This window comes from Allobosea sp. RIT-PG3_2 (assembly GCF_057321085.1).
This window is the reverse complement of the sequence record NZ_JBXWCA010000008.1, coordinates 123992-150131: the sequence shown is the minus strand read 5'-3', so window position 1 is coordinate 150131 and position 26140 is coordinate 123992. Positions and strand designations below refer to the sequence as shown.

The window sequence follows — 26140 nt, the reverse complement described above, 5'->3', positions numbered from 1 at the left end:
GCTCAACCCGCCCGATTGCCTGACACCACCGCCAGCGCCGCGATGAACCTGTCGAGGTCTGCTTCCATGATGTAGGGCGCTGGCGAGATGCGGATGGTGTTGCCCTTGGCGACACCGCCGCGACGCACCGTCATCACCTTGTGCTGGTCACGCAGCGCCGCGACAATCGCGTTGGTGTCCGCCGCCGAGCGCTTGCCGGCCAGCGCGAAAGAGGTGATGCCGGCGACCATGCCCGGATCGTCAGGGGTCTGGATCTCGACGCCCTTCAGCTCGCGCGCCCTGGCGACCCAGTAATTGCGCAGGTGGCGGTAGCGCGCCTCCTTGGCCTGAGGCCCGATCTCCCGATGCAGCGCAAGCGCGGCCGGGACGGCAAGCTGCGCCGCGAAATTCGGCGTGCCGGTATGCAGGCGCGAACGAATGTCGTCGGCCTTGAAATCCTCGTCGGCCATGTAGCTGTCGATGTCGGCGAGGCGGTCCCGGGCGATGTAGATCATGCCGACGCCGAGCGGTGCGCCGATCCATTTGTGCAGGTTGAAGCCGATGAAATCGACGCCGAGATCCTTGGCCCTAAAGTCGACCTGGCCCCAGCTATGGGCGGCGTCGAGGATGACATCGGCACCGCGCGCCCTGGCCATGGCCGCGATCTCCTTCACCGGCATCATCAGCCCGGTGCGGTGGCTGATATGGGTCAGCAGAAGGAGCTTGGTCTTCGGATTCGCCTTCAGCGCGGCGTCATAGGCGTCGAGCACGGCCTGACGCGTCGCAGGTTCGGGAATGTCGAACTTGGCGACCTCGACACCGCGCCGGTCCTTGAGCCAGTTCATCGCGTACTGCATCGAATCATAGTCGAGATCGGCATAGAGCACGGTGTCGCCGGCCTTCAGCTTGTTGTAGCCGGAGATCAGGGCCTGCAGCGCCTCGGTCGCGCCCCGCGACAGCGCGATCTCCTCGCGGGCGACGCCGAGAAATTCCGCGAGCGGCGTCCGGACGTCGTCGAGATCCTTGCCGATCTTCGTCCGGGCATAGACCGTGTTCTCGAAATTCACGAAATCGGTCAGGCGCTTGTATTCCGCCTTCACCGGCTCGGCCATGATGCCCCAATAGCCGTTCTCGAGGTTCACCATGTCGGGCGTGACGCTGTAGAGGCCGCGAACGGCCTGCCAGTAGTTCGTATCGGCTCCGAGGTTCGATGTCGGCAGCGCCGGCAACGAACGCGCGAGAACCGGCGCCGCATGAGCCGCCAGCGCAACGGTCCCCAACCCAAGCAACAGCGCACGGCGGCTGGTCTGCGGGAACGGGTTCGACATGCTCGTGATCTCCTGAGACGGCTTGCGCAGGGTTAGCGCCGGGCTGTCTCAGTCCTGTGACAGCCCGGCCCAACACCGGCCAGCCAGCCCGGCTCTCAGTTTCCCGACATCGCGAAGCCGAGCGGAATCGCGCTCGTCGACTTCAGCTCCTCCATGGCGAACATCGAGGTCACGTCGCTGAGGTCGATGCGGGAGATCAGCTTCTTGTAGAGCACGTCATAGGCCGCGATGTCGGCGACGCAGGCCTTGAGCAGATAGTCGATCTCGCCGCTCATCCGGTAGAAATCGACGATCTCCGGCAGGTCATGGACGGCTTGATGGAAGCGCTCCAGCCACTCCATCGAATGGCGCGCCGTCTTGACCGCGATGAAGACTGTGACGCCGGCCTTAAGTTTCTCCCGATCGAGCAACGCGACGCGCTTGCGGATATAGCCGGCCGCCTCGAGCTTCTGGACCCTTCGCCAGCACGGCGTCGCCGAGAGCCCAACAGCCTCGGCGAGCTCCGCCAACGGCAGGCTGGCATCCTCCTGCAGGCGCGCGAGGATACGCAGATCGAAGGCATCGAGTTTGGCCATGGCACCTCGGTGAATTGCAGATTCATATACCGGTCAGAGCAATCGGTGAGCAATAATTTTCTAAACTTATACGCAGAATGAGTATCTGATTTCGATTGTAGAAGAAAATTCCAAAGAGCTCGCAAACCGCTTTCCCAGGCAGCCGGTATCATTCGCTCATCGGGTCTTTGGACGGGAGTGGACGGGAATGCAGGGCTTTCTGAGCGAGGAGCGGCGCGGGGCCGTGCTGAGCAGCCTGCGGACCGACGAGGGCACGCTGTCGCGCGATTATCTCGCCGCCGCGCGGGAGGTTCTGCACGAGCTCGTCGCCATGCCGGATCTGGTCCAGCGCCTGCCGCTGGACCGCAAGCCCGGCGGCTACACGCGCAACCTGCTCGCTGGCAACGACGCCGTCAGCGTCTGGGCGATCGTCTGGGGCGAAGGCTCGGCCACCTCGATCCATGACCACCACTGCTCGTGTTGCTTCGGCGTCGTCTCCGGTGCCGTCACCGAGACCTGGTACCGGGCGATCGATGCGACGCGGGCCGTGCCGACCGAGGAACAGGCGCGCGGGGCCGGCTATGTGGCCTGCATGCTGCCCACCGGGCCGAACATCCATCGCATGCGCAATTTCGGGCCGGGCGAAGCGATTTCGATCCACATCTACGGCTATGATCACGAGGAGCACGCATCCTCGGTCGAGACCGAATACACCGCCATCGGCGGCTGACCCGGCATGCCCCGCCCGAGCGGGGGCTCCCCGCATCGCCGGGGATAGCGCCGCATCCTTATCCCCGCCCCCTCGGCGACAGCGATGATGCCTTCCTTTCGGGAGGGTCATCCATGTCGATGCGCGCCATCGGGGCCTTGATCGGTGTCGGTGCTTCGCCCGACCCCGCTCTGGCCGTTACCAGAGAACGCCTGCTGCGCCTTGCGCCATCTGCGAACACCGCGATCGTCGCCGGCATCGCCGCGCGCTTCGACGCACTGGCTCGCGAATACGACGTCACGACAGTGCCGCGCATCCGCCATTTCCTCGCCCAGGCCGCTCACGAGACGGACGGCTTCCGCACCTTCCAGGAATATGGCGGCCCAGCCTATTTCGCCCGCTACGAGGGCCGGCGCGATCTCGGCAATACGCAGGCGGGCGATGGCGCCCGCTATCACGGCCGCGGCATCTTCCAGCTCACGGGCCGGGCGAATTATCGCCGCTTCGGCCAAATCCTCGGCATCGATCTCGAAGCCGAGCCTGAGCGCGCCAGGGAACCTGCGGTCGCACTGGCCGTCGCCTTCGCCTATTGGCGCGAACGCGGCATCGCGGCCGCCGCCGACGCGGACGATATCGAGCGCGTGACGAAGCTGATCAACGGCGGGCGCAACGGGCTGGCGGAACGCGCACGCTACCTCGCGACGGCAAAGCGCATCTGGGTTTGACGGAGTCTTCATTCTCGGGCGACGCATAGCGCCGACCCGAGAATCTCATGACCCGAAACTACGGGATGGCAAGATGGTCAGGCCATGCCCGACCATGACGGCTGGCAGCCGCGCTCTCAGCGATGCGCTGCGTTCAGCGCCTGGTCGAGATCGTCGTAGAGATCACCGATATCCTCGATGCCGGTCGAGAGGCGCAAGAGGTCGGTCGGGCAGGGCGAGCCCGCGCCCTCGATCGAGGCGCGGTGCTCGATCAGGCTCTCGACGCCGCCGAGCGAGGTCGCGCGCTTGTACAGCTCGACCTGCGCCGCCGTGGCGATCGCCGCCGCCTCGCCGCCGGTGACCTGCACCGAGAGCATGTAGCCGAAGCCGTTCTCCATCTGCCGCGCCGCGATGTCGTGGCCGGGATGCTGCGGCAGGCCGGGATAGAGCACGCGCGCCACCATCGGATGCGCGGAAAGCCGCTGCGCCAGCTCCAGCGCCGAGGCCGCCTGCCGCTCCTGCCGCAGATGCAGCGTGCGCATCCCGCGCATCAGCAGATAGGCCTCGAACGGGCCGAGGATGCCGCCCTGGCCCTTGCGCACCGTCTTGATCCGGCTCCAGAAGTCGTCATCCTCGCGGGCGCAGAGCGCCCCGGCGACGACGTCGGAATGGCCGTTCAGCACCTTCGTCGCCGCATGCATCACGATGTCGGCGCCGAGCGTCAGCGGGCGGGTGTGGACCGGCGAGGCGCAGGTCGAATCGACCGCGAGCCTGGCGCCGGCCTGGTGCGCGATCTCGGCCGCGCCAGCGATGTCGGTGATGGTCCAGAGCGGGTTCGACGGCGTCTCGACCCAGATGAGCTTGGTCACGCCGGGCTTCACCGCGGCCTTCAGCGCGGCGAGATCGTCGGTCTCGACGAACTCGACGCTCAGGCCCCAGCGCGTCGCCTCAGTCAGGAGCCAGGCCCGCAGCGCCCAGTACATCACCTTGGAGGCGACGACATGGTCGCCGGGCGAGAGCGCCTGGAACACCGCCGTCGCCGCCGCCATGCCCGAGCCGAACAGCAGCGCCCCGGCCCTGGCCTCCTCCAGCATGGCGAGCACGGCCTGCGCCTCATGCACCGTCTCGTTGTCCGGCCGGCCATAGATGAAGCCGGAGGAGTAGCCATTGTCCGGGTCACGCAGATAGGTCGTCGCGACATGGATCGGCGGCACCACCCCCTTCGTCACAGGATCGACCTTGCCCAGAGCCTGCGCGGCAAGGGAGCGAGGATGGAGCGGGCGCTTCGACATGCGGATATCCGGGAAAGTTCCATGAGCGACTGGAATGTCATCTGGCGCAAGCTGCATGCCCGACGCAAGCTTGTCGCCTTGCGGCGCACCCGGAAGCCCCTCATCATGAATTCATGACGACGCTGCCGGAAACCTCCATCGATCGCCGCCCGCCGCTATGGGCTGCACTCGCCATCGCGATCCTGCCGGTGGTGGCCGCCTCGGTAGCGGGAAGCGCGGCGACCGTCCCGCAAATCCCGACCTGGTATGCCGGTCTCGTCAAGCCGGCCTTCAATCCGCCGAACTGGATCTTCGCGCCGGTCTGGACGACGCTCTTCGCGCTGATGGCGCTCGCCGCGTTCCGCATCCTGCGCCTGCCGATCGGCCTTCCCGGCCGCCGGCGCGCGCTGGTGGTCTATCATCTGCAGCTTCTGCTCAATATCGGCTGGTCCTTCGCCTTCTTCGGCGCCAACAGCCCGCTTGCCGGCCTTGCCGTCATCCTGGTCCTGCTGCTCCTGATCGCAGCAACCATCGCAGCCTTCCGGCCGCTCGACCGGCTCGCGTCGAACCTGCTCTGGCCCTATCTCGCCTGGGTCGGTTTCGCGACGCTGCTCAACGCCTCGATCTGGTGGCTGAACCGCTGAGCTTCATCCGCCGATCGAACGTTCGATCACCCTGAGCACGGTGGCACGCAATTCGGCGATGGTGAAGGGCTTCGCCATCACCTCGGACACGATCGCCTCAAGGCTCTTGGCGCGCTCGCGCTGCTCGGCATAACCCGTCATCAGCATGATCGTCAGCTCGGGGAACTGCTGCTTGGCGGCAAGCGCGAGCGCGATGCCGTCCATCAGCGGCATGCGGATATCGGTCAGCAGCAGGTCGAAGCGGCCCTGCTCGGCGACCAGCAGGTCGAGCGCTTCGGCGCCGTCGGCGGCGGTGAGGCAGCTATGACCGTCCAGTGTGAGGCCGCGCGCGACCAGCGTGCGCAGAGGCTCCTCATCGTCGACGACCAGGATACGTGACATCGCAGCTCCTCAGAGCATTTTCGAGCGAAGGGGACACCGGTTCGCGTGCAGACAATGCGCCACGAGAAGACCCTTCAGATACCCGGCAGCCCGGCCTGATCCTCGGTCTCGACCACGCCGACGAACGGCAGCTGCCGATAGGAATGGGCGACATCCATGCCGTAGCCCACGACGAAATAGTCCGGGCATTCGAAGCCGACATAGTCGGGCTGGATGTTGACGGCGCGCTTGTGCGGCTTCTCCAGGAGAACGGCGGAGGACACCTTCGCGGCACCGCGCGCCGCCAGCAGGTCCTTGGCGAAGGCGAGCGTGCGGCCGGATTCCAGGATGTCGTCGACCAGCAGCACGTCGCGCCCGCGCACCTCGCTCTGCACGTCGCGCAGGATCTCGACCTGCCCCGACGAGACGGTGCCGGTCCGGTAGCTCGACAGATGGATGAACTCGACCTGCGGGGCCAGGCCCACGCGATGCATCGCCCGGATCAGGTCGGCCGCGAACATGAAGCTGCCCTTCAGCACGGCGACGACGAGCAGGTCCTTGGGATTGCTGGCGGCGATGGCCTCGGCCATCTCCTCGTTGCGCCGCGCGATCGCAGCCTCGTCGTACAGAACCCTGATCCGCCTTTCCGGCATGATGTCTCCGTTTCATATCCGGCCGCAGCCGGCCCTGCGCTTCCGATGCGCCGAGGCCTCGTGCAGCGATTATCCATGAACGCCGCCCGGCCGAATGCCATCGCCCGGTCGAGAGGCGCCCCGTCCTAGCAGCCTCAATGCGTGCTGGCGATATTGGCCGCTGTTTCAGCCGAAGTGAAGCGGACCCGTACGGAGCGGCCGTTCTCCGGCGGCGAAGCCAGCCGCGCCCTGAAGCGGATCAGCTCGGCCGGCTCTAGATTCGCCCGCGGCGGCTCGGCCGTCCAGGTGTACAAGGTCGCACCCGCAGCATCCTTCACCGCGACTTCGATCAGCGGCACCTTGGCCTGGCTCCGGGTGATGTTGGTGACGTCACCCTCGACCACGAGGAAGCGGTGCGCGCCGTCCTCAACGAGCCCGCTCTCGATCGCGCTCAGGCTCAAGCCCCGGACATTCACCGGCAGCCCGATCGTCTCGAAGGCACCCGCGAGCTGCGGCGCAGCGCGCACGACCATATTGCGCTGCCAGACGGCGAGGCCGAGCAGGGCAAGGCCGGCCAGAGCGGCCGCGGCCGGAAGCGCGGCGCCACGCTCACGCAAGGCGCCAATCCTGGGAATGCTCGCTTTGCCGGCGCCGCGCTTGCGCCGGCCCGCGGACGGCACGGCGTCAGCGACCACAACGGATTCGGCCTCGGCTGCATCCCCCTTCTCGCTGGCTTCGGCGGCGAGCGCCGTGATCTCGGCATCGATCGCGGCGGCGCGCTCCAGCTCCTCGGCCAAAAGGGCCTGCGTCTCCTGCTCGGTAGGTGCGTCGGGGAAGACGGCGGCCGGGTCGACATGCCACGCGTTCTTGCAGCTGGCGCATCTGACCTTTCGACCTTCCGGCCCCAGTTTGGCCGCGTCGAGTTCATACTGGCTGGCGCAGGAGGGGCAGACGATCAGCATGGATGCCGGGCAATCTCTTCGCAACGATGGCCGGGAGTCTCCGCTACGCTTCGCTCCGGCTTGGAGGCCACGACGGGCTCGCAAGGCACGGATGGCAGCGAACCGAAATGCCCGCTCCTATTGGCACGATTTATGGTTAACGCCCCGTGAAGAATCACTGGCGCAAGCTGTCCGCATCGCGCCTTTCCGGGCAGGCCTGCTTGCGGTGTAGGATCGGCGCGGATTCGCGTTTCGGTGAATGAGGAAGACCGCTTGGTTCGGTTCGAGAATGTCGGCTTGCGTTATGGCATGGGCCCGGAGGTGCTGAAGGACATCAACTTCAGCATCGCGCCGCGCTCGTTCCAGTATCTGACCGGCCCGTCCGGCGCCGGCAAGACGACGCTGATGCGCCTGATCCTGATGGCGCTGAAGCCCACGCGCGGACTGGTCAACCTGTTCGGGCAGGACGTCTCGCGCCTCGACGCGGGGACGCTGACCGCGTTTCGCCGGCGCATGGGCGTGGTCTTCCAGGATTTCCGCCTGCTCGATCATCTCACCGTCTACGAGAATGTCGCGCTGCCGCTGCGCGTGCTCGGCAAGGAGGAGACGAGCTATCGCGCCGAGGTGGTCGAGCTGCTGCGCTGGGTCGGCCTCGGCGAGCGCATGCATGCCGTGCCCGCCGTCCTCTCGGGCGGCGAGAAGCAGCGTGCCGCGATCGCGCGCGCCCTGATCGGCCGGCCGGAACTGCTGCTCGCCGACGAGCCGACGGGCAATGTCGACCCCGGTCTCGGCCGGCGGCTGCTGCGTCTGTTCATGGAATTGCAGTCGCTCGGCACGGCGGTGATCATCGCGACTCACGACCTGAACCTGATGGAGATCTACGACGCGCCGCGTCTGGTGCTGGCCGACGGGCATCTGCATGTCGACGCTTGAGAGCGGCCATCACGAGCCGGAGCATGCCGAACGGGCGCTGCCTTCCAATCTGCGGCGCGACCAGCCCCTCGTGCCGGTCGACAGCGTCGCAGGCCGCGCGCTGATGGCGGTGATCGCGATCCTGACCTTCCTGGCCGCCCTGAGCGCCGGTGCAGCCGTGCTCGCCGCACGCGCCTCCGACCAGTGGCGCGGTGCCATCTCCAACGAGATGACCATCCAGATCCGGCCCGATTCGCACCGCAACATCGAGGAGGACGTCAAGCGCGCGGTGGCAATGGCGCAGGCGCTGGGCGGCATCGACAGCGTCCGGGCCGTGCCCAAGGCCGAATCTGACAAGCTGCTCGAGCCCTGGCTCGGCACCGGCCTCGATCTCGTCGAACTGCCGATCCCCCGGCTCATCGTGCTCAAGCTCAAGCCGGGCGCCAGCCCCGATCTCGCCAGCTTCGGCCCGGCTCTTCGCCGCGATGTGCCGTCCGCCATCCTCGACGACCACCGGCTCTGGGTCCGGCGGCTCTCCGCGATGGCCGGCACCATCGTCATCTCCGGCTTCGCAGTCGTCCTGCTCGTGCTCGCGGCCGCAGCGCTCGCCGTCGCCTTCGCCACGCGCGGCGCGATGGCGGGCAGCCGCGACAGCGTCGAGGTGCTGCATTTCGTCGGGGCCGACGACGGCTTCATCGCCCGTGAATTCCAGAGCCGTTTCATCCGGCTCGGCCTCAAGGGCGGGGCCGTCGGCGGCCTTGCCGCCATTCTCGTCATCGCCATCATCGGCTTCATCGTCTCGCGCTGGCGAACGGCACCGGAAGCCGAGCAATTGCAGGCCTTGTTCGGCGCGTTCGAGATCGGCTGGGCCGGCTATGCCGCGGTGATTCTCGTTGCCGTGGTGGTGGCCGCCATCGCCGGACTGGTGTCCCGCTTCACCGTCCGTCATTACCTCAGGATGCTGGCATGATCGCTTGCAGGGCGACGGCCGACCGTCAACGAAGTCTTCATTCCTGCGGCAAAAGCCGGCCGGTGGCCGCCGCCGTTATGCCCGATTGCCGGGTTATGCCAATAATATCATGGCCATGATCGGCAGCACGAACGACCATTTCGCGATGGAGCCGCCCGATTCCGCGGCTCGGCAACCCGGCGCGGGCCGGCGGGCGTCGCTGCGCCGGATTCTGGCGATGAGCGTGGCCATACTCGCCTGTGCCGGCCTGATCCTGTCCGGCCTCGGCTATGCGCGTTTCGCCTCCGGCATCGATGCGCAGGAGCCAGCGACCACGCCGCGCACCGATGCGATCGTCGTCGTCACCGGCGGCGCCCAGCGCATCGGCGACGCCATCGGCCTGCTCGGGGCCGACCGCGGCGCGCGGCTGCTGATCAGCGGCGTCAACGAGAAGACGGGCCGCGATGAGCTGGCCAAGCTGAACCCGGCCGCACGTGATCTGCTCGCCTGCTGCGTCGATCTCGACTATCGCGCCCGCAACACCATCGGCAACGCCATCGAGACCCGGCGCTGGCTCCGCCAGCACGGCTTCGGCTCGCTGCTGGTCGTGACCTCGAACTACCACATGCCGCGCACGCTGGCCGAGTTCGCGCACGCCATGCCGAGCGTGAAGCTAATTCCGCACCCGGTCGTGACCGAGCATCTCGACACCTCCGGCTGGTGGCATCGTTGGTCGACGATCAAGGTTCTCGCGCCCGAGTACGTGAAGTATCTGGTGGCCCGCCTGCGCAGCCTCGTCGAAAGCGATCCCGAAACCTCGCGGCTGTCCGTGATCGTCGGCGGCCGCAAGCCGGTCTCGTCGAAGCCGGCCGAGCTGATGGGGCCGGCAGCGGAGAAGCGGTCGCGGCTGCAGGGCCACGCGCGCCACGAAGGCTGACGCCCGAAACAACGCGACCGCGCTTGACCGGCGCCGCGTCTCGGGCTCATTGCGCAGCATGCTTGTTCTGCGCTCCCTCGTCTTCAACACCCTGTTCTATGCAAACCTCGTCCTCTGGCTGGTCTTCGGCGTTCTGCCGGCGCTGCTGCTGCCGAGGCGGATCATGCTGGCGGTGGCGATCGGCTGGTCGCTCTCCTCGCTCTGGCTGCTGCGAATCGTCGCCGGTACGCGTTGCGAGATCACCGGCCTCGAGAACATCCCGCAGGGCGGGTTGATGGTCGCGGCGAAGCACCAGTCCTTCGTGGAGACCTTCGCCCTCGTCACGGTCTTCCGGAACCCGGTCTTCATCCTGAAGCGCGAACTGACATGGATCCCGTTTTTCGGCTGGGCCCTGAACAAGCTGCGCATGATCCCGGTCAATCGCGGCGCCCGGGCTCGCGCCCTGTCGCAGGTCACGCGCCGCGCCAAGGTCGAGCTCGGCCAGAACGGGCGGCAGCTCCTGATCTTCCCCGAGGGCACGCGCCGTGCCGCCGGTGCCCCGCCGGCCTATAAGTTCGGCGTCGCGCATATCTATGCCGAGCTCGGCGTGCCCTGCGTCCCGGTCGCGCTCAACACCGGCCTCTACTGGCCCCGCCGCAAGTTCCTGCGCCGTCCCGGCACGATCCGCATCGAGATCCTGCCGCCGATCATGCCGGGGCTCGACAAAATCTCCTTCCAGCGCGAGCTGCAGGAGCGGATCGAGACCGCCTGCGACAGGCTGCTGGCACAGGGGCGGACGGAACTCGCAGCGCTCGGGCTCGATCCGCTCGCCACTCCTGACAATCCCTGACAGCAGAGAGCGTCGCGAAGCAGCCATCTTCGGCCACGACGCTTGACTTATCCCCAGGTCGTTCCCATTTTGTTCCCAGTTCAGGAGGAACGGACATGGCCGCTCTCGCCTATCGCTATACCCCCGATCTTTTCGACGAGCCGCTTGTGGCCCGCGAGATGCCGTTGCGCAGCACGGCAAGCCTCGGCGAGCGCCGCTTCACGGCCTGGCGCGGGCGCTCCGGCCGGCGTTACGTCGCCTCGGTCTTCACCGTCGATGACATCCACGCACTCGGTTTCACCGATGCCGTCCTGCTCGCGGTCTCGGCCGAGCGGCGTGTCATCGCGGCGCGCGATTCCGGTCCCTTCGGCGTCGAGGCGGCGCTGGGCCGCTGGCAGCGCGCGGTGACGGCAGCCGGCGCGGCCGAGATCCACGTCCATCTCCTGGCAGAGGATGGGTTCAGCCGCCGCGCCGCCCTGCTCGACCTGATGCCGGAAGCCAATCCGGAAGCCTGATCAGCCTGACAGCGGCGGATGCGTCGCCGCCAGGCCGGGCGCGAGTTCCTGCGCCAGAGCGGCCAGGACCGGATCATAGATCCCCATCTTGCGCAGATGCTCATGGGTCTGCAGCACATAGTCCGGGTTTTCCCCGGAGCTGCCGCGCCCCTGCCGGACGAGCTTGAGCAGCTCGGTCGCCGACAGCTTTCCAGCATATTGCAGGTGCTTGCGATCGGCGACGTAGACGAGGCCGCGCACCTCCCGGCCGTCATCGAGCCTGAGCGGAACATGGCGCTCGATATAGACCGCGGTCGCCTGCTCGCGTGCCCGCAGATAGGACACGGTCTCCTGCGCCCGCGCGCCCGTGACCCGGAAGGCGAGCCCCCGGCAGACACCACCACGATCGAGCCCGAGGACCAGCCCGGGCCGCTCCGGCGTGCCGCGGTGGACATGCGAGAACACGCAGAGCGAGCGGTGATAACCGTGAAGCCGCGCCTGCACGCTCTCCTCGAAGGCGAAGCCCGGCCGCCAGATCAGCGAGCCGTAGCCGAAGACCCAGAGATCCGCCTTGCCGAATTCGCTCGTCATCGCCATCCCATAATTTGGCCGCGCCGGCCTGCTTGCTGGCTCGTGCCATCCGGCGCAAGTGCCTTCCCGCTCTGGCGCCAGCTTTCCGGGCGAGCTAACAATCCGCCCGCCTTCGCGCAAGGAATGCCTGCCGCATGACCGATACCCTTCCGACGCGCCGCCGCCAGAGCCGGTTCTGGCTCTACGGCCCGTTCCTCCTGCTTGTCATTCTGGCCGCTGCCTGGTCCGCCTTCTGGTTCTATGCCCGCGCACGTGCCTCCGCCGAGATCGACACCGCGCTGGCGCGCGAGGCCGAGCGCGGCCGGGCCTGGACCTGCACCGACCGCACCATCGGCGGCTATCCCTTCCGCATCGAGCTGCGCTGCAACGCGCTTGCTCTCACCTCGACACGTTGGGGCGATGCCGTGCGCATCGAGACCGGCCCCGCCCTCGCCATCGGCCAGATCTATTCGCCCAGCCTCGTGATCTTCGAACTGTCGGGCCCTGCGAAGGCGACCCTGCCGGAAGGCCGCACGCTAGACCTCACCTGGACGAATCTCGACGCCAGTTTCGCCTGGCGCAACCCGGAGCGCTTCGCCCTCGTCGCCAGCGATCTGACCGCCGTCCTGACCGTCCCCGGGCTGAACCCGGAGACCTGGGGCAGCAAGACCCTGGAGGCGCATCTGCGGCGCAATCCGACCCGGCCGGCTCTTGAGCAAGCCGTCGACATCGCCGTCTCCGCCAAGGGCACGGTCCTGCCGCCGATCAACGCCCTGCTCGGCAACACCGACACCGGCGAGATCGACCTGCAGGCGACGCTGACCCAGGCCGAGAGCTTCCGGAAGGGTTTCAATCCCGATGCGCTGGAAAGCTGGCGCGCCGCCAACGGCATTTTCGACCTGACCCGCCTGGTCTCGACCAAGGGCAAGGCGCGCGTCGACGGCAGCGGCCAGTTGCTGCTCGATCCGGCGCATCGCGTGGCGGGCGATCTCAGGCTGGCGGCGGCGGGCATCGAGCAGATCGGCGGCATCCGCATCGGCAACCTGCTCGGCGGCCTTGGCGGCTTGCTGGGCGGCCGCGGCGCCGATGCCGCGACGGCGCCCGGCCTCACTCCGCTGCCGCCCGTCTCCCTGCGCGATGGCCGCGTCTTCATCGGCCCGTTCCGCCTGCCGCTCCAGCCGCTGCCGCCGCTGTATTGAGACATTTGCAGGCCGTCATGCTCGGGCTTGACCCGAGCATCTCCCGGCACGAAGGCGCTGGCGCCTCTCTCGGCATGAGTTTCTCGGGTCGGCGCTGCGCGCCGCCCGAGAATGACGCGCTCATGAAAAAGGGGCGCCTCGCGGCACCCCTTGAACTGTGTCGAAACCCGCCGACGGTCAGGCCGCAGGCAATGCGGCACGCGGCGCTTCGATGCGGGTGATCGCCTTCTTGACGGCCTCCTGCACCTTCTCGAAGGCGCGCACCTCGATCTGGCGGACGCGCTCGCGCGACACGCCGAACTCCTCGGAGAGTTGCTCCAGCGTGATCGGATCCTCGGCCAGGCGACGCGCCTCGAAGATGCGCCGCTCGCGCGGGTTCAGCACGTCCAGCGCCTCGCGCAGCGCGGTATGGCGGTTGCTGCTCTCCTCGGAATCGGCGAGGCGACGCTCCTGGCTTTCGGAATCATCGACCAGCCAGTCCTGCCACTCGCCTTCGCCATCCTCGCGCAACGGCGTGTTGAGCGAGGCATCACCGCCGAGGCGGCGGTTCATGTCGACCACGTCCTGCTCGTTGACGCCGAGCTTGGTCGCGATCTGCTGAACCTGGTCGGGGCGCAGATCGCCCTCGCCCAGCGCCGAGATCTTGCTCTTGGCCTTGCGCAGGTTGAAGAACAGCTTCTTCTGGTTGGCCGTGGTGCCCATCTTCACCAGCGACCAGGAGCGCAGGATGTATTCCTGGATCGAGGCCTTGATCCACCACATCGCATAGGTCGCGAGACGGAAGCCCTTGTCGGGTTCGAAGCGCTTGACCGCCTGCATCAGGCCGACATTGCCCTCGGACACGACTTCGCCGATCGGCAGGCCGTAACCGCGATAGCCCATGGCGATCTTGGCGACGAGCCGCAGATGCGAGGTCACGAGCTTATGCGCCGCATCGCGGTCGCCATGCTCGCGCCAACGCTTGGCCAGCATGTACTCCTGGCTCGGTTCCAGCATCGGGAACTTGCGGATTTCGTCGAGATAACGTGAAAGTCCGCCTTCGGCGGACAGGACGGGCAGCGAAGCACTCGCCATGCTCGTTCTCCTCATCGAGGCCCCCGCTTGGCGGCAGGCCCTCCGCGCGATCAACCTTCGCGCAGGCTTCGGACGAAGCAAACCAATCCAACGCGGGAACCAGTCATCGGTTCGGCTGGATCGCTCGCTTGCGGCGCCCCCTTGGCCATCCGCATCCGAACAACCCCAGTATATGCGAACTCACTCTGGCGGAAAGGTGGCAGCGACGCCGGATTCGCTCACAGCCTCGCGAGCGCTGCTTGCAGATTCGCAAAGTCCTCCGGCGGCTCGGATTCGAACAACATCTCCTCGCCGGTGGCCGGATGCTCGAAGCCGAGCACCGCCGCGTGCAAGGCCTGCCGGCCGAGCGCGGTGAGCGCCGCCTGTGCGTCCTCGGGCAGGCGGCTCGCCTTAGTGGCGAAGCCCGAGCCGTAGAGCTGGTCGCCGAGCAGCGGATGGCCGATATGGCTCATATGCACGCGGATCTGGTGCGTGCGCCCCGTTTCCAGCCGGCATTCGATCAGGCTGGCCAGCGGCTCGGTCTCGTCGAGCCCTTTGAGCAGGGGCGGATAGCGCTCGATCAGTTCGATGTGGGTGATCGCCTCGCGGCCACGCCCCTCGGGCACCACCATCATCTTCTCGCGGTTGCGGTTGGAGCGCTCGATCGGGGCATCGATCGTGCCCTGGCGAAGCCGCGGCGCGCGCCAGACGATGGCGAGATAGGCGCGCTGCAGCGGGCCGGTGCGGCCATGGTCGGCGAACTGCTTGGCGAGTTTCTGATGCGCTCGGTCGTTCTTGGCGACGACAAGCAGCCCGCTGGTATCCTTGTCGAGCCGGTGCACGATGCCCGGCCGCCTGACGCCGCCGATGCCCGAAAGGCTCTCGCCGCAATGGGCGATCAGGGCGTTGACCAGCGTGCCGTCCTCATGCCCGCCGGCCGGATGCACGACGAGCCCTGCCGGCTTGTCGATGACGATCAGGTGCTCGTCCTCGTAGACGACGTCGAGCGGAATATCCTGCCCGACCGGATCGGCAGGCTTGGCCTCGGGCATGACGAGGGCGAGTTCGTCGCCCTCCACCACCTTGCGGCTGCCGTCGCTGGCGACGGCGCCGTTAAGGCGCACGCCGCCCTCCTTGATGACCTGCTGCAGCCGCGCGCGCGAAATCTCGCCCGCGAGCAAGGTGAGCGCCTTGTCCAGACGCTGGCCAGCCTGTTCGGGGCCGACGTGCAGGGTCACGCCGGCATGTGGATCGGAAATGGATGTCATCGGGCCGCTATACGTCGCATGCGGCGCGACCGCACGCCTTTTCCACAGGGATCGCCGTCATCCTCGGACTTGACCCGAGGATCTTTCGAACAAGGAAGCGCAGGACCTGCCCCCTCTCCCCTTGCGGGAGAGGGTTGGGGTGAGGGGTCGCGCCGCCCTGAATCGTCGCGCTTCTTCGTAGACGTAAATTCTGAAGGGCAGCGCGACCCCTCATCCGTCTCGGCTCCGCCGAGCCACCTTCTCCCGCAAGGGGAGAAGGAAAGGGCTGCGCTCAGCCGAACAGGCGGAAACCGCTCTTCTTCGGTTCCTGCGGCGGCTCGTCGTCGGGCCCCGGATCGTCGGGCGCATGCGAGACCGGGAAGATCACCGGCTTGGGTGGTGCAGACTCGCGTGCAGGCGCAGCAGACTTGGTCTCCACCGGTTTGGACTCGACCGGCTTGGCATCCACGGGCTTCACGGGCTCTGCCGCCATCTGGACCGGCGGCAGGGGTTCCGATGCCGGTTTCAGCTCTTCCTTCGGCTGCACGGCAGGAGCCGCCGTCACCGTCGGCTCCGGCTTGGGCTCTTCCTTCGGGGCCGGCGGAGCCGCGACAGCCGCCGGCTCGATCGTCGTGACGGACTCCGGCTTGATCTCGATCAGCTTGGTCGAATCGTCGAGGTCGAACAGCACGTCGTCGATTGCCTGGGTCCGGCTGCCCAAAGTCGCCGGCGGCACGGTCCAGACGAAAGCATCGAGCCGGCCGGTGATCGGCGAGACCGGCATCCAATGATCAGAGACCAGCCCGTCCGCGACCCAGGCGGCATCGCGCGGCGCCCGTGTCGCCCGCGCCAGCCATTCGCGTACGCGGCCGTCGGCGCCGTGCTCGGCCTCCTCCAGTTCCGCCATCAGCAGGCAGGCGCGCACCGAGGCTCCGCCCGCCAGCAGCGGCTTCAGATTCTCGCGCGCCTTCGGGAACTCGCGCGCCTGTATCGCGGCGCCGGCCAGCGCCAGCACGCTTTCCGGATCGGCCGGCCGCAGCTTCGATAGGGTCGTCGCGCGGTTGAGCCGGTCGAGTGCGCTGTCGCCGGGGCGGGCATCGAGATAGGCCGCCGCGATGTCGGGATGCGGCGCTTCCTTCCAGGCGGCTTCGAGCAGCTTCGACGCCTTGCGGACGTCGCCACGCTCGGCCAGCATCCGGCCTGCGAGCGCAGCAGCCGGCGTCAGAGACGGCGCGAGCTTCACGGCTTCGAGCGCGGCCGCCAGAGCCTTCTCCGGCTCGCTATCGCGCGCCTGCAGCGCCTCGGCCGCCAGCAGGACGGCGCGCTGACGCCGGGCTTCGGCCTTGTCGGCCAGCCTGAGCGCGGCACGGCGCTCTACGGCCGTACGGGCCGCCTGCCAGTCGCCGGCATTGGTGTGGAAATCGAGCAGCGCGTCATTGGCCCAGGCGAGCGAGGGCGAACGGCGCACGGCGTCGTCGGCGAAGGCGCGCGCCGCCGTCATGTCCCCGCGCCGCTTCGCCTCGACGAAGAGCCCACGCAGGCCGAGCACCCGCGTCTCAGGCTTGTCGAGCATCGCCTTGAAAGCGGCCTCGGCCTGGCCGCGATCGCCCGAAAGCTGCGCGGTCTGCGCCTCCAGCAGCAGGGTCAGCGGCTCGTTGGGGACGAAGCGCCGTGCTTCGCCGGTATAGCGCCCGGCCGCGACCGGGTCGCCGGCGCCGATCGCGACCATGCCGCGCGACACCGCCTCGAAGCCGCGCGCCCGGCGCCTGGCCCGCGAGGACAGGCTGAAGGCCGAGGGCAGGCCGAAGACGAAGCGCAGCACCACCCAGATCAGCAGGACGAGAAAGGCGAGCGCGACCACGCCGACGGCGGCGATCGCGACGCTGGTCTCGATCCGATAGCCCTGCCAGAGCACCGAGACCTCGCCCGGGCGATCCGCCAGCCAGACCGCGCCGAAGGCGAGGCAGGCGAAGACGGCGAGATAGACGAGAACGCGAACCATAGACCCTCTATCCTCCGTCAGCCGGCAGCGCCGAGCGCCGCGACCGCATCCTGCGCGATCTTGGCGATCGCCGCATCTGCCGCAGCCCGCTTTTGCAGATCGGCGCCGAAATCCGCACTGGCACGCCGCGCCGGCTCCGGCAACTGCGCCCACAACCCCGCCGCCTTCGCCATATCGCCGGAGGCGATGGCGCCTTCGAGCCGGATCGGCAGTGTCGCCGGGTCGTTCGAGCCGTTGTCGCCGACCGGCCTGACCGTGACGATCCGGCTCGCCAGCCCGAGCAACTTGTCAGACCAGCTGTCGGATTGCGGCGTGACCTCGCGCTGGAACATCGCCCCATGCTTGCGGAAGCCGGCGAGCAACACCTGCTGCGTTGGTGCGCCCGACGCCGCCACAATCGTCAAGGCAGCGACATCGGCCTGCGCGACGCCACTCTTCGTCAGCGCCGCGATATCGTTCGCGAAGGGGCGCCCGCCAGCAAGCGCGCGCTGCACCCGCTCGGCCAGCACGATCCGCGCCGCGGCCGTGGCTTCGGGACCCAGCGCCGCCGCGCTCTTCGCCTGCGTCTCGGCCGCACCGAGACGCCCCGCGATTTGCTCGAGTCGCTGGCCAAGTGCCGCCGTCGCAGCCTCAGCACGTTGGGCCTGCGCCGCGAAGGCGCTCGTATCGGGAGCCTGCGTATTCGCAACCGTACCGAGCTTCCCGGCCAGCGCCTGGACCTCCGATCCGGCTTTCGCTGCGGCCTCGGAAGCGGCCACCGCCTTGCGATCGGCCGCAGCGACACCCGTCTGCACGGTGTCGATCCGGCGGCGCAGTTCGCCGACCTGCTCGCTGCTCACCGCCGGGCCGGCGCGGTTCAGGGCCAGAAAAGCGCCTCCGGCCCCGACGATCCCGCCGATGAGACCGGCTGCAATCAGGGGAACCCAGGGCGTCGCTGCCGGCGCGCGACGCTCGGCGGCGTCTGCCGATGCTTCGACCGGCGGCGGCGCGAATTCCTGCGGCAGCGCCTCGGTTGGCGCCACCGCCTCCGGCGGATGAGTGTCCACGCCGGCAGCGCCAGGCTGCGCGACCGGCTCCTCCCCATCGGCCTTGAGCTCGATGGTCGGCGGCATGCGCTTGAGGCTGCCGCGCAGTTCCGGCCGGGCCGCACCGGGAGAGCCGGCACGCGTGGAGACCTGCTCCAGCGCAGCCAGCATGCCGGCCTCCTCGGGATGCTCGGCGACCAGCACCGTGCTCGCCCCGGCCGCGATCAGCGGCGCCGCGACATCGGCCGACAGGACGACATGGGTGAGTTCGAGCGCCTCGTCCGAAACGCCGGCCGCCTGGGCCAGCGTGATGAAGGTCCGTGCCCCGCGCGCCGAATAATGCAGGGCGGCATCGCCCGGCTGGCCGTGACGCAAAGCCGCCTGCGTGTCCTCGGGCAGGACGGAGACCGGCTCCGCCGCATAGGCGGTCCAGAGCTTCACGTCGTAGCCGGCCTGCTTGAGCCGGTCCGGCACATCCTCCTTGCGGTCCCGCGCGACGATCATCAGGAGCTTCGCCGGGGCCGGCAGCGTGCGCTTGATCAGCTCGATCAGGTCGTTGCGGTCGCCGTCGGCGCTGCGGGCATCGTCCAGCCCGGCTTCACGCACCTTGGCGGCGGTCCGTGCGCCGACCGTGAAGACCGGCAGATCGCGCCAGGTCGCCGGCCCCTCGGTCAGCGCGGGCAAGGCGTTGCCGCTGGTTAGCACGATCGCATCGAAGCTCCCGGCCGGCGTCTCATCCGACAGCCGGACCACCTCGAAGAGCGGCGCGACGAGCGGCTCGAAGCCGTGATCGGCGATGGCGCGCGCCGTCCGTTCGGCATCGGGACGGGGACGAAAGACGAAAACGCGCATTCACAGCTCCTGACAAGACGGGCGGCGACCACAGGACGATCCGCGAACGATGCAGCATTCCGCGATCGGGCCGCATTGAGGCGGAACAATGATCCTGTGCATGCCGTCCCCTTTTCATCCCTGCCGCAAAGGTCGCGGGCACGCCCCTTGGCCTTGCGCCCTGCCCCGCACTATACGAAGGAATTGCCGGCGAGGAACTGCCGGACGCAGGGCTTCATCCCGTTCTTCCGTTCTACGAGGTTAATCGAGCGATCATGCGTGTCCTTGGGATCGAGACGACCTGCGACGAAACGGCTGCCGCGATCGTCTCCGTCGAGCGCTCGGGCGAGAGCAAGATCCTGTCGAACGAAGTGCTGAGCCAGATCGCCGCCCATGCCGCCTATGGTGGCGTCGTGCCGGAAATCGCCGCACGCGCCCATGTCGAGGCGATCGACCGCATCATCGCGCGTGCCTTCGCGAATGCCGGTCTGAAGCCCGGCGACATCGATGCCGTCGCGGCTGCGGCCGGGCCCGGCCTCGTCGGCGGCGTCATGGTCGGCCTCACCGCCGGCAAGGCGATCGCACTCGCGACCGGCCGCCCCTTCATCGCGGTGAACCATCTCGAGGCTCACGCCCTGACCGCGCGCCTCACCAACGATCTCGCCTTCCCCTACCTGCTGCTGCTCGTCTCCGGCGGTCATACGCAGTTGCTCGCCGTGCGCGGCGTCGGCGACTACCTCAAGCTCGGCGGCACCATCGACGACGCCGTGGGCGAGGCCTTCGACAAGATCGCCAAGATGCTGGCCCTGCCCTATCCTGGCGGCCCCTCGGTCGAGCGTGAGGCACTGAAGGGCGATCCCGAGCGCTTCGACTTTCCCCGGCCGATGCAGGGGCGCACCAATCCGGACTTCTCTCTCTCCGGCCTCAAGACCGCCGTACGCCTCGTCGCCGAGCGGATCGCGCCGTTGTCGGACAACGACGTCGCCGATCTCTGCGCCTCCTTCCAGGCGGCGATCGTGGACGTCATGGTCGACCGGACCCGCGCCGGCTTGCGCGCCTGCCGCGAGGCCGGAATCACCCCCACGACGCTGGTCGTCGCTGGCGGCGTCGCCGCCAACCAGGCGATCCGCAGCGGCCTGACGCGGCTTGCGACAGAGGCCGGACTGCCGATGGTCGCCCCGCCGCAGGCGCTCTGCGGCGACAATGGCGCGATGATCGCCTGGGCCGGGCTGGAACGGCTGCGGCTCGGAATGGTCGACGACATGAGCGCCGTCGCCCGCCCGCGCTGGCCGCTCGACGAACTCTTGGCCAAGCCCGCGTCAGCCGCATGAAACGCGTGCCGGCCTATGCGACCGTCGGCGTCGTCGGCGCCGGCTCTTACGGCGCGGCGCTGGCGCTTGCAGCGACGCGCGCCGGACGCGCCGTCCGGCTCTGGGCTCGCGATCCCCTGACCATTGCGGCGATCGCGCGCAGCCGCCAGTCGCCGCGCCTGCCGGACATCGACCTCCCCGAGACGATCCGCGCCACGGCTTCGCTTGAAGACCTCGCCGGTTGCGACGCGCTGATCGTGGCCGTGCCCACCCAAAACCTGCGCTCGGCCTGCCAGAATCTGGCGGAAAAGCTGTCGGCCGACATGCCGATCGTCTCCGCGGCCAAGGGCATCGAGCAGGCGAGCGGACTGTTTCCGACGCAGATCATCGAAAGCGTCCTGCCCGGCGCCCGCACCGCGATCCTGTCCGGCCCCAGCTTCGCCAGCGATATCGGGCGCGGCCTGCCCACGGCGGTGACGCTCGCAGCGGCCGAGCCGGACTTGGCGCAAGGGCTGGCCGAGGCTCTGAGCTCGCCGGCCTTCCGCATCTACCATTCGGACGATCCGCTCGGTGTCGAGATCGGCGGCGCCGCCAAGAACGTGCTCGCCATCGCCGCCGGCATCGCGATCGGCCTGGGTTACGGCGAAAGCGCGCGCGCCGCGCTGGTGGCGCGCGGATTCGCGGAGCTGCGCCGCTTCGGCGAGGCCTATGGCGGCGAACCCGAAACGCTGATGGGCCTGTCCGGCCTCGGCGATGTCGTGCTGAGCTGCGCCTCGCCGCAATCGCGCAACTTCGCCTATGGGCTGGCGCTCGGACAGGGCAAGGCCCCGGCCGAGGCCTCCGGCGGCAAACTGGCCGAAGGCGCTTTCACCGCGCCGGTGCTGGTCGAGATGGCGAGGTCCCGGCATATCGAGACGCCGATCGCGGAAGCAGTCGCGGAGATCATCGCCGGGCGCATCGGCGTAGCGGAGGCCGTGGCTGCGTTGCTGGCTCGCCCCATTCGGGCCGAACGATAGGGAGAAGGGCATGGCGGGAGACTGGTCGGACCTCACCAAGCGCGTCGCGCGCGGCATCGCCGAGGTCAAGAAGACCACGGGGTCGGAGCTCGTTGCCGAGGGCCAACCCGTGCCTCTGGCCGGGCGGATCGCCGGGCCGGTCCTGCAGCATCGCCGGCGCAAGGCCGAGGGCACGCATCGCTTCGTGCTGATCCTGCCCTTCGGCGAGGGCGAGGTCCGTGTCGAGCTCGACCCCAAGGATTACGCCGCATTGACCCGCGAGATGGTGCGGTTCTGGAACGAACAGGGCGAGGCGGCATCGCAGCCGCCAGTGCCGCTCAAGGAGGACGAGGCCTGATGGCTCACTGGCTGATCAAATCCGAACCGTCCGTCTGGTCCTGGGACGACCAGCTCAAGGCCGGCGCGAAGGGCACGCATTGGGACGGGGTTAAGAACCACACCGCCAAGCTCAACCTGATGGCGATGAAGAAGGGCGATCAGGTCTTCTTCTACCATTCGAACGAAGGGCTCGCGGTCGTCGGCATCGTCGAGGTCATCAAGGAAGCCTATCCGTGGGAAGACGCGGGGCCGCCCTGGGTTCTCGTCGATTTCAAGGCGGTGAAGCCGTTGCCGAAGCCGGTGACACTGGCCGACGTCAAGACCGAGCCGAAGCTCGCCAAGATGTCGCTGGTCACCTCCTTCCGCCTCTCGGTCCAGCCGGTGACGGACGAGGAATGGGACATCGTCTGCAAGATGGGCGGTCTCTGACCGCTCAGCGCCGGTAATACGCCGCAAAGGGCGGATACTCAGCCAGCGCGCGTGGCCGGTATTGCAGCATCTTGTCGAGGATCGGCACGGCAGGAGCCTGCAGGCGCGGCTCGACAGACGCTGCCATCCGCGCCGGTTGCGGCTGGAATTCGTGGAGAACGAAACCCTCCCGCGTGCCCTCGCTCCAGGGCAGCCATGAGGTCTTGCGCTCGTCATGCTGCTGGCCGAGCGCGTCGGGCCTGAGTTCCGCGATCAGCCGCGGCTCGACGGTGAGCGGATGCGCGATCGCCTGCGCCTCTGCGATCATCCAGCCGAGCGACAGGTCCGACAATCCCATCTTCAGGCCGTAGCCGCCGCCGATATCGGTGTGCACGCCGGCGAACCAGACCTGCCTGATCTGTCCGGGCGGGGCCTGCGTCTCGTCCCAGAGTTCGGGCGCGAAGACTTCCCGGTTCTCGTCGATGGCGAGCGCGTGGCGGCCATGCGCGACCTGCCGGTTGAGGGTGGCGTCGTGGAATTTGTGGCGTCCGGGCATGCTGCCGATCGCCGGGAGACCAAGCGCGCGCACCGTATCCCAGACCCCGACGAAGAAAGGCGGTGCCGGCTGCGTGCCGTGGCGGCTGCGGAACGCAGCCGCGGCCTCGGCCCGGGCAGCGTCATCCTTGACCATGTAGACGTCCTTGACCGCGCTGGATGCGAGCGCCCTCACCTCCCCGGCCTGGATCGCATCGGTGAAACCGTCCCAGCGCATCACCTTGGCGAAACCGCCCGGCACGCCGCAGAGCGCCAGCACCCCGCCGAGGCTGCGCACCGTGTAGGCGCCGCGGCTGAAGCCGAACAGGAAGATGCGGTCGCCCGGCCTGTAGGCGCAAAGCAGCGCGGCATAGCAGTCGATGATGTTGTCGGTGATGCCGTAGCCGGTCGCCTGGGCGAGCCGATCCTTGAGGCGGCGGAACGGGCCGCGGACCTCGCCCGCGTCCGGGTTGGAGCCGAGGCCGGGATCGTAGAAGCAGATCTGCCCGGCGGGATCCGCCTCTCGCGTCGCCATGAACAGGCGGTAGACACTCGTCCAGTTGATCGGGTTCGCGCCGCCGGCCTGCCCCGTCCCGTCGGAGAAGATGCAGATATTGCGCGCCATGAAGCCCTCCACCGGCGCCGCACCCTACCATGTGATGAGACGATCCGGGGATGTTTTGCCCGAGAGTCATGCTCCGGACGCCTGCCCCTGCCACGAAAGTGCGACGCACAATGGGTTGCCGCGCCGCCTGCGCAACCTATGATGCGGCGAATTCAAAGGAAGCGATGTCCGGCCTGCTCGCCAGAGCCGACGGACCAACGCAACACAGACGGCCGAAGTCTGGGGAGACGCCCGAATGTCCGATACGATCTACGACGTGCCAGCCGGCTGGTCCGAGAAAGCATGGGCGAACGACGCCCGGTATCAGGAAATGTACGCCGCCTCGATCGCGGACCCAGAGACATTCTGGGGCGAGCACGGCAAGCGGATTGACTGGTTCAAGCCTTACACCAAGGTCAAGAACACCAGCTACGAGCCGGGCAAGGTCTCGATCAAATGGTACGAGGACGGCACCACCAACGTCGCCCATAACTGCATCGACCGGCATCTCGCCACGCGCGCGAACCAGACAGCGATCATCTGGGAGGGCGATAATCCCAGCGAATCGAAGACGATCAGCTACGGCCAGCTCCACACCGAAGTCTGCAAATTCGCGAACGTGCTCAAGGCCAACGGCGTCCAGAAGGGCGACCGCGTCACCATCTACCTGCCGATGATCCCCGAAGCCGCCTATGCCATGCTCGCCTGCGCGCGCATCGGCGCGGTCCATTCGGTGGTGTTCGGCGGCTTCTCGCCCGATTCGCTGGCGAGCCGCATCGAGGATTCCGATTCGAGGATCGTGATCACCGCCGATGAAGGCCTGCGCGGCGGCCGCGCCGTTCCGCTCAAGAAGAACGTCGACAGCGCCGACGGCAAGGTGAAAGGCGGCATCGGCACCGTCATCGTGGTCAAGCGCACCGGCGGCAACGTCGCGATGAAGCAGGGCCGCGACCTCTGGTATCACGACGAGGCCGCGAAGGTCTCCGACGTTTGCCCAGCGGCCGAGATCAATGCGGAAGACCCGCTCTTCCTGCTCTACACCTCAGGCTCGACCGGCAAGCCGAAGGGCGTGCTGCACACCACCGCCGGCTACCTCGTCTATACCGCCATCACCCACCAATACGTCTTCGACTATCATGACGGCGACATCTACTGGTGCACCGCCGATGTCGGCTGGGTGACCGGCCACAGCTACATTCTCTACGGACCGCTCGCCAACGGCGCGACGACGCTGATGTTCGAGGGCATCCCGACCTATCCGTCGATCTCCCGCTTCTGGGAGGTGATCGACAAGCACAAGGTCAACACCTTCTACACCGCGCCGACCGCGATCCGCTCCCTGATGGGCGCCGGCGAGGAGCCGGTGAAGAAGACCAGCCGGGCGTCGCTGCGCCTGCTCGGCTCGGTCGGCGAGCCGATCAACCCGGAAGCCTGGGAGTGGTATCACCGCGTCGTCGGCGACCGCCGCTGCCCGATCGTCGACACCTGGTGGCAGACCGAGACCGGCGGCATCCTGATCACGCCGCTGCCGGGCGCGACCAAGCTGAAGCCCGGCTCGGCCACCCGGCCCTTCTTCGGCGTCAAGCCGGAGATCGTCGATGCCGAAGGCAAGGCGCTGGAAGGCGCCTGCGAGGGCAACCTCGTGATCGCCGACAGCTGGCCCGGCCAGATGCGCACGGTCTATGGCGACCACCAGCGCTTCATGGACACCTATTTCGCGACCTATCCGAATAAATACTTCACCGGCGACGGCTGCCGGCGCGACGCGGACGGGTACTATTGGATCACCGGGCGCGTCGACGACGTCATCAACGTCTCAGGCCACCGCATGGGCACGGCCGAGGTCGAATCGGCACTGGTCGCGCATCCTTCCGTCTCGGAGGCTGCTGTCGTCGGCTATCCGCACGACATCAAGGGCCAGGGCATCTACGCCTATGTCACGCTGATGACTGGCGAGACGCCGAGCGAAGACCTGCGCAAGGAACTCGTCGCCTATGTCCGCAACGAGATCGGCCCGATCGCCTCGCCGGACCTGATCCAGTTCGCGCCCGGCCTGCCCAAGACCCGTTCCGGCAAGATCATGCGCCGCATCCTGCGCAAGATCGCCGAGGACGAGTTCGGCGCGCTCGGCGACACCTCGACCCTGGCCGATCCCGCCGTCGTCGACGACCTGATCGAGAACCGCCAGAACAAGCGCAAGGCAGGCTAGCAGGGAACTGGCGTTTTCTCCTCGATCACACGCCGTCATCCCGGATGCAGCGAAGCGGAGATCCGGGATCCATCGTAGAGCTCCGGAGCCCTATGATGGATCCCGGATCGGCGCGGCTTTGCCGCTTGTCCGGGGTGACGGCGAGATTTTTCGGCGAGAGCCCTATTTTACAGCGCCGCCGCCACCACCTCGATCTCGACCTTGAACTCGGGCCGCGTGAAGCCCGAGACGATCATCAGGGTAGAGGCCGGCGGCGGCGCGCCGACATGGGCATCCCGCGATTCCATATAGCCTTTCATATGGGCGCGGTCGGTGACATAGGCGTTGATCCGCACGATGTCCGCGAGCGTCATCCCAACCTCTTCAAGGATCGCGGCGATGTTGGCGAAGCAGAGATCCGTCTGCGCCCGCGCGTCCTCCGGCACGGTCCCGTCTGCGGCGACGCCCAGCTGCCCCGAGCAGAAGACGAATCGCTGGCCCGGCGGCACTTCCATGCCATGACTGTAGCGGGCGAAGGGCGGAGCGATCGCGGCGGGGTTGAGCGGCTTCATGCGTACGGTCTCCAGAATCGGGCGGACTATGCCCGCCCACA

27 protein-coding genes are annotated in these 26140 nt (G+C 67.9%); 14 read left to right on the top strand and 13 right to left on the bottom strand.

Annotated features, from left to right (window positions below; translation table 11 throughout):
- Window positions 1–2: 2 nt before the first annotated feature.
- Window positions 3–1307 (bottom strand): aminotransferase class V-fold PLP-dependent enzyme, encoded by a 1305-nt coding sequence (locus AC2FAN_RS21225; RefSeq protein WP_485176191.1) that lies wholly within the window; start codon window positions 1305–1307, stop codon window positions 3–5.
- Between the two features lie 95 nt (window positions 1308–1402).
- Window positions 1403–1882 carry an Lrp/AsnC family transcriptional regulator gene (locus AC2FAN_RS21220; RefSeq protein WP_265050244.1) on the bottom strand — a complete coding sequence of 160 codons (480 nt, stop codon included), beginning with the start codon at window positions 1880–1882 and terminating at the stop codon, window positions 1403–1405.
- A 187-nt stretch (window positions 1883–2069) separates the two neighbouring features.
- On the opposite strand from AC2FAN_RS21220, the gene AC2FAN_RS21215 reads away from it, so the two are divergent.
- Both AC2FAN_RS21215 and AC2FAN_RS21210 read left to right on the top strand, forming a co-directional pair.
- Window positions 2070–2591 (top strand): cysteine dioxygenase, encoded by a 522-nt coding sequence (locus tag AC2FAN_RS21215; RefSeq protein ID WP_485176190.1) that lies wholly within the window; start codon window positions 2070–2072, stop codon window positions 2589–2591.
- 113 nt (window positions 2592–2704) lie between these two features.
- A complete protein-coding gene (locus tag AC2FAN_RS21210; RefSeq protein WP_485176189.1) occupies window positions 2705–3295 on the top strand; it encodes a glycoside hydrolase family 19 protein in 591 nt (196 codons plus the stop codon).
- 116 nt (window positions 3296–3411) lie between these two features.
- Here AC2FAN_RS21210 and AC2FAN_RS21205 read toward each other — a convergent pair whose 3' ends face one another.
- Window positions 3412–4566, bottom strand: coding sequence for a trans-sulfuration enzyme family protein (locus AC2FAN_RS21205; RefSeq protein WP_485176188.1), 1155 nt, complete (start codon window positions 4564–4566; stop codon window positions 3412–3414).
- Between the two features lie 113 nt (window positions 4567–4679).
- Between AC2FAN_RS21205 and AC2FAN_RS21200 the strand changes: the two genes are divergently transcribed.
- Complete coding sequence (locus AC2FAN_RS21200; protein WP_485176187.1) at window positions 4680–5189, top strand: TspO/MBR family protein; 510 nt, start codon at window positions 4680–4682, stop codon at window positions 5187–5189.
- A gap of 3 nt (window positions 5190–5192) precedes the next feature.
- Here AC2FAN_RS21200 and AC2FAN_RS21195 read toward each other — a convergent pair whose 3' ends face one another.
- From AC2FAN_RS21195 to AC2FAN_RS21185, 3 genes are all read right to left on the bottom strand, one after another.
- Window positions 5193–5570 carry a response regulator gene (locus AC2FAN_RS21195; RefSeq protein ID WP_265050249.1) on the bottom strand — a complete coding sequence of 126 codons (378 nt, stop codon included), beginning with the start codon at window positions 5568–5570 and terminating at the stop codon, window positions 5193–5195.
- A gap of 74 nt (window positions 5571–5644) precedes the next feature.
- Window positions 5645–6202 (bottom strand): hypoxanthine phosphoribosyltransferase, encoded by a 558-nt coding sequence (gene hpt / locus AC2FAN_RS21190; protein WP_485176186.1) that lies wholly within the window; start codon window positions 6200–6202, stop codon window positions 5645–5647.
- A gap of 134 nt (window positions 6203–6336) precedes the next feature.
- Entirely contained in the window at window positions 6337–7143 is an 807-nt protein-coding gene (locus tag AC2FAN_RS21185; protein WP_485176185.1) for a zinc-ribbon domain-containing protein, read from the bottom strand.
- 288 nt (window positions 7144–7431) lie between these two features.
- On the opposite strand from AC2FAN_RS21185, the gene ftsE reads away from it, so the two are divergent.
- The 5 genes from ftsE to AC2FAN_RS21160 all read left to right on the top strand — a co-directional run bounded on the left by ftsE (window position 7432) and on the right by AC2FAN_RS21160 (window position 11243).
- Window positions 7432–8055: a cell division ATP-binding protein FtsE gene (gene ftsE / locus AC2FAN_RS21180; RefSeq protein ID WP_442865036.1), complete on the top strand. Its 624-nt coding sequence runs from the start codon at window positions 7432–7434 to the stop codon at window positions 8053–8055.
- Complete coding sequence (locus tag AC2FAN_RS21175) at window positions 8042–9004, top strand: cell division protein FtsX (RefSeq protein WP_265050253.1); 963 nt, start codon at window positions 8042–8044, stop codon at window positions 9002–9004. Before ftsE ends, AC2FAN_RS21175 begins: the two co-directional genes overlap by 14 nt.
- A gap of 115 nt (window positions 9005–9119) precedes the next feature.
- On the top strand, window positions 9120–9920 hold the full coding sequence (locus AC2FAN_RS21170; RefSeq protein WP_485176184.1) for a YdcF family protein: 801 nt from the start codon (window positions 9120–9122) through the stop codon (window positions 9918–9920).
- A gap of 58 nt (window positions 9921–9978) precedes the next feature.
- Window positions 9979–10749 (top strand): lysophospholipid acyltransferase family protein, encoded by a 771-nt coding sequence (locus AC2FAN_RS21165; protein ID WP_265050254.1) that lies wholly within the window; start codon window positions 9979–9981, stop codon window positions 10747–10749.
- 95 nt (window positions 10750–10844) lie between these two features.
- Window positions 10845–11243 (top strand): hypothetical protein, encoded by a 399-nt coding sequence (locus AC2FAN_RS21160; protein WP_485176183.1) that lies wholly within the window; start codon window positions 10845–10847, stop codon window positions 11241–11243.
- Here AC2FAN_RS21160 and AC2FAN_RS21155 read toward each other — a convergent pair whose 3' ends face one another.
- Complete coding sequence (locus AC2FAN_RS21155; protein ID WP_485176182.1) at window positions 11244–11813, bottom strand: gamma-glutamylcyclotransferase; 570 nt, start codon at window positions 11811–11813, stop codon at window positions 11244–11246. It abuts the gene before it with no gap.
- Between the two features lie 134 nt (window positions 11814–11947).
- Between AC2FAN_RS21155 and AC2FAN_RS21150 the strand changes: the two genes are divergently transcribed.
- Complete coding sequence (locus AC2FAN_RS21150) at window positions 11948–12991, top strand: DUF2125 domain-containing protein (protein ID WP_485176181.1); 1044 nt, start codon at window positions 11948–11950, stop codon at window positions 12989–12991.
- Window positions 12992–13168: 177 nt separating this feature from the next.
- On the opposite strand, the gene rpoH is transcribed toward AC2FAN_RS21150, so the two are convergent.
- The 4 genes from rpoH to AC2FAN_RS21130 all read right to left on the bottom strand — a co-directional run bounded on the left by rpoH (window position 13169) and on the right by AC2FAN_RS21130 (window position 19170).
- Window positions 13169–14065, bottom strand: a complete 897-nt coding sequence (gene rpoH, locus AC2FAN_RS21145) for an RNA polymerase sigma factor RpoH (protein ID WP_265050258.1) — start codon at window positions 14063–14065, stop codon at window positions 13169–13171.
- Window positions 14066–14283: 218 nt separating this feature from the next.
- Window positions 14284–15312: an RluA family pseudouridine synthase gene (locus AC2FAN_RS21140; protein ID WP_265050259.1), complete on the bottom strand. Its 1029-nt coding sequence runs from the start codon at window positions 15310–15312 to the stop codon at window positions 14284–14286.
- A 271-nt stretch (window positions 15313–15583) separates the two neighbouring features.
- Window positions 15584–17293, bottom strand: a complete 1710-nt coding sequence (locus tag AC2FAN_RS21135) for a heme biosynthesis HemY N-terminal domain-containing protein (RefSeq protein WP_485176180.1) — start codon at window positions 17291–17293, stop codon at window positions 15584–15586.
- Window positions 17294–17310: 17 nt separating this feature from the next.
- Complete coding sequence (locus AC2FAN_RS21130) at window positions 17311–19170, bottom strand: uroporphyrinogen-III synthase (protein ID WP_476806013.1); 1860 nt, start codon at window positions 19168–19170, stop codon at window positions 17311–17313.
- Between the two features lie 254 nt (window positions 19171–19424).
- Between AC2FAN_RS21130 and tsaD the strand changes: the two genes are divergently transcribed.
- Genes tsaD through AC2FAN_RS21110 form a run of 4 tightly spaced genes read left to right on the top strand, consistent with a single transcriptional unit; the run spans window position 19425 to window position 22222 of the window.
- Window positions 19425–20480, top strand: a complete 1056-nt coding sequence (gene tsaD, locus AC2FAN_RS21125; protein ID WP_485176179.1) for a tRNA (adenosine(37)-N6)-threonylcarbamoyltransferase complex transferase subunit TsaD — start codon at window positions 19425–19427, stop codon at window positions 20478–20480.
- A complete protein-coding gene (locus AC2FAN_RS21120) occupies window positions 20477–21475 on the top strand; it encodes an NAD(P)H-dependent glycerol-3-phosphate dehydrogenase (RefSeq protein ID WP_476806014.1) in 999 nt (332 codons plus the stop codon). Before tsaD ends, AC2FAN_RS21120 begins: the two co-directional genes overlap by 4 nt.
- Before the next feature lie 10 nt (window positions 21476–21485).
- Window positions 21486–21812 (top strand): hypothetical protein, encoded by a 327-nt coding sequence (locus AC2FAN_RS21115; RefSeq protein WP_265050264.1) that lies wholly within the window; start codon window positions 21486–21488, stop codon window positions 21810–21812.
- A complete protein-coding gene (locus tag AC2FAN_RS21110) occupies window positions 21812–22222 on the top strand; it encodes an EVE domain-containing protein (protein WP_265050265.1) in 411 nt (136 codons plus the stop codon). Before AC2FAN_RS21115 ends, AC2FAN_RS21110 begins: the two co-directional genes overlap by 1 nt.
- Window positions 22223–22226: 4 nt before the next feature.
- Here AC2FAN_RS21110 and AC2FAN_RS21105 read toward each other — a convergent pair whose 3' ends face one another.
- Window positions 22227–23360, bottom strand: a complete 1134-nt coding sequence (locus AC2FAN_RS21105; RefSeq protein ID WP_485176178.1) for a DUF2235 domain-containing protein — start codon at window positions 23358–23360, stop codon at window positions 22227–22229.
- A 235-nt stretch (window positions 23361–23595) separates the two neighbouring features.
- Between AC2FAN_RS21105 and acs the strand changes: the two genes are divergently transcribed.
- Window positions 23596–25548, top strand: a complete 1953-nt coding sequence (acs, locus tag AC2FAN_RS21100) for an acetate--CoA ligase (protein ID WP_485176177.1) — start codon at window positions 23596–23598, stop codon at window positions 25546–25548.
- Between the two features lie 167 nt (window positions 25549–25715).
- On the opposite strand, the gene AC2FAN_RS21095 is transcribed toward acs, so the two are convergent.
- A complete protein-coding gene (locus tag AC2FAN_RS21095) occupies window positions 25716–26099 on the bottom strand; it encodes a RidA family protein (RefSeq protein ID WP_485176176.1) in 384 nt (127 codons plus the stop codon).
- Window positions 26100–26140: the final 41 nt, after the last annotated feature.

Bases quoted from the DNA above. Each gene is read 5' to 3' on its own strand.
- AC2FAN_RS21225 (WP_485176191.1), bottom strand. From the start codon at position 1,307: ATGTCGAACCCGTTCCCGCAGACCAGCCGCCGTGCGCTGTTGCTTGGG.
- AC2FAN_RS21220 (WP_265050244.1), bottom strand. From the start codon at position 1,882: ATGGCCAAACTCGATGCCTTCGATCTGCGTATCCTCGCGCGCCTGCAG.
- AC2FAN_RS21215 (WP_485176190.1), top strand. From the start codon at position 2,070: ATGCAGGGCTTTCTGAGCGAGGAGCGGCGCGGGGCCGTGCTGAGCAGC.
- AC2FAN_RS21210 (WP_485176189.1), top strand. From the start codon at position 2,705: ATGTCGATGCGCGCCATCGGGGCCTTGATCGGTGTCGGTGCTTCGCCC.
- AC2FAN_RS21205 (WP_485176188.1), bottom strand. From the start codon at position 4,566: ATGTCGAAGCGCCCGCTCCATCCTCGCTCCCTTGCCGCGCAGGCTCTG.
- AC2FAN_RS21200 (WP_485176187.1), top strand. From the start codon at position 4,680: ATGACGACGCTGCCGGAAACCTCCATCGATCGCCGCCCGCCGCTATGG.
- AC2FAN_RS21195 (WP_265050249.1), bottom strand. From the start codon at position 5,570: ATGTCACGTATCCTGGTCGTCGACGATGAGGAGCCTCTGCGCACGCTG.
- hpt (WP_485176186.1), bottom strand. From the start codon at position 6,202: ATGCCGGAAAGGCGGATCAGGGTTCTGTACGACGAGGCTGCGATCGCG.
- AC2FAN_RS21185 (WP_485176185.1), bottom strand. From the start codon at position 7,143: ATGCTGATCGTCTGCCCCTCCTGCGCCAGCCAGTATGAACTCGACGCG.
- ftsE (WP_442865036.1), top strand. From the start codon at position 7,432: ATGGGCCCGGAGGTGCTGAAGGACATCAACTTCAGCATCGCGCCGCGC.
- AC2FAN_RS21175 (WP_265050253.1), top strand. From the start codon at position 8,042: ATGTCGACGCTTGAGAGCGGCCATCACGAGCCGGAGCATGCCGAACGG.
- AC2FAN_RS21170 (WP_485176184.1), top strand. From the start codon at position 9,120: ATGATCGGCAGCACGAACGACCATTTCGCGATGGAGCCGCCCGATTCC.
- AC2FAN_RS21165 (WP_265050254.1), top strand. From the start codon at position 9,979: ATGCTTGTTCTGCGCTCCCTCGTCTTCAACACCCTGTTCTATGCAAAC.
- AC2FAN_RS21160 (WP_485176183.1), top strand. From the start codon at position 10,845: ATGGCCGCTCTCGCCTATCGCTATACCCCCGATCTTTTCGACGAGCCG.
- AC2FAN_RS21155 (WP_485176182.1), bottom strand. From the start codon at position 11,813: ATGACGAGCGAATTCGGCAAGGCGGATCTCTGGGTCTTCGGCTACGGC.
- AC2FAN_RS21150 (WP_485176181.1), top strand. From the start codon at position 11,948: ATGACCGATACCCTTCCGACGCGCCGCCGCCAGAGCCGGTTCTGGCTC.
- rpoH (WP_265050258.1), bottom strand. From the start codon at position 14,065: ATGGCGAGTGCTTCGCTGCCCGTCCTGTCCGCCGAAGGCGGACTTTCA.
- AC2FAN_RS21140 (WP_265050259.1), bottom strand. From the start codon at position 15,312: ATGACATCCATTTCCGATCCACATGCCGGCGTGACCCTGCACGTCGGC.
- AC2FAN_RS21135 (WP_485176180.1), bottom strand. From the start codon at position 17,293: ATGGTTCGCGTTCTCGTCTATCTCGCCGTCTTCGCCTGCCTCGCCTTC.
- AC2FAN_RS21130 (WP_476806013.1), bottom strand. From the start codon at position 19,170: ATGCGCGTTTTCGTCTTTCGTCCCCGTCCCGATGCCGAACGGACGGCG.
- tsaD (WP_485176179.1), top strand. From the start codon at position 19,425: ATGCGTGTCCTTGGGATCGAGACGACCTGCGACGAAACGGCTGCCGCG.
- AC2FAN_RS21120 (WP_476806014.1), top strand. From the start codon at position 20,477: ATGAAACGCGTGCCGGCCTATGCGACCGTCGGCGTCGTCGGCGCCGGC.
- AC2FAN_RS21115 (WP_265050264.1), top strand. From the start codon at position 21,486: ATGGCGGGAGACTGGTCGGACCTCACCAAGCGCGTCGCGCGCGGCATC.
- AC2FAN_RS21110 (WP_265050265.1), top strand. From the start codon at position 21,812: ATGGCTCACTGGCTGATCAAATCCGAACCGTCCGTCTGGTCCTGGGAC.
- AC2FAN_RS21105 (WP_485176178.1), bottom strand. From the start codon at position 23,360: ATGGCGCGCAATATCTGCATCTTCTCCGACGGGACGGGGCAGGCCGGC.
- acs (WP_485176177.1), top strand. From the start codon at position 23,596: ATGTCCGATACGATCTACGACGTGCCAGCCGGCTGGTCCGAGAAAGCA.
- AC2FAN_RS21095 (WP_485176176.1), bottom strand. From the start codon at position 26,099: ATGAAGCCGCTCAACCCCGCCGCGATCGCTCCGCCCTTCGCCCGCTAC.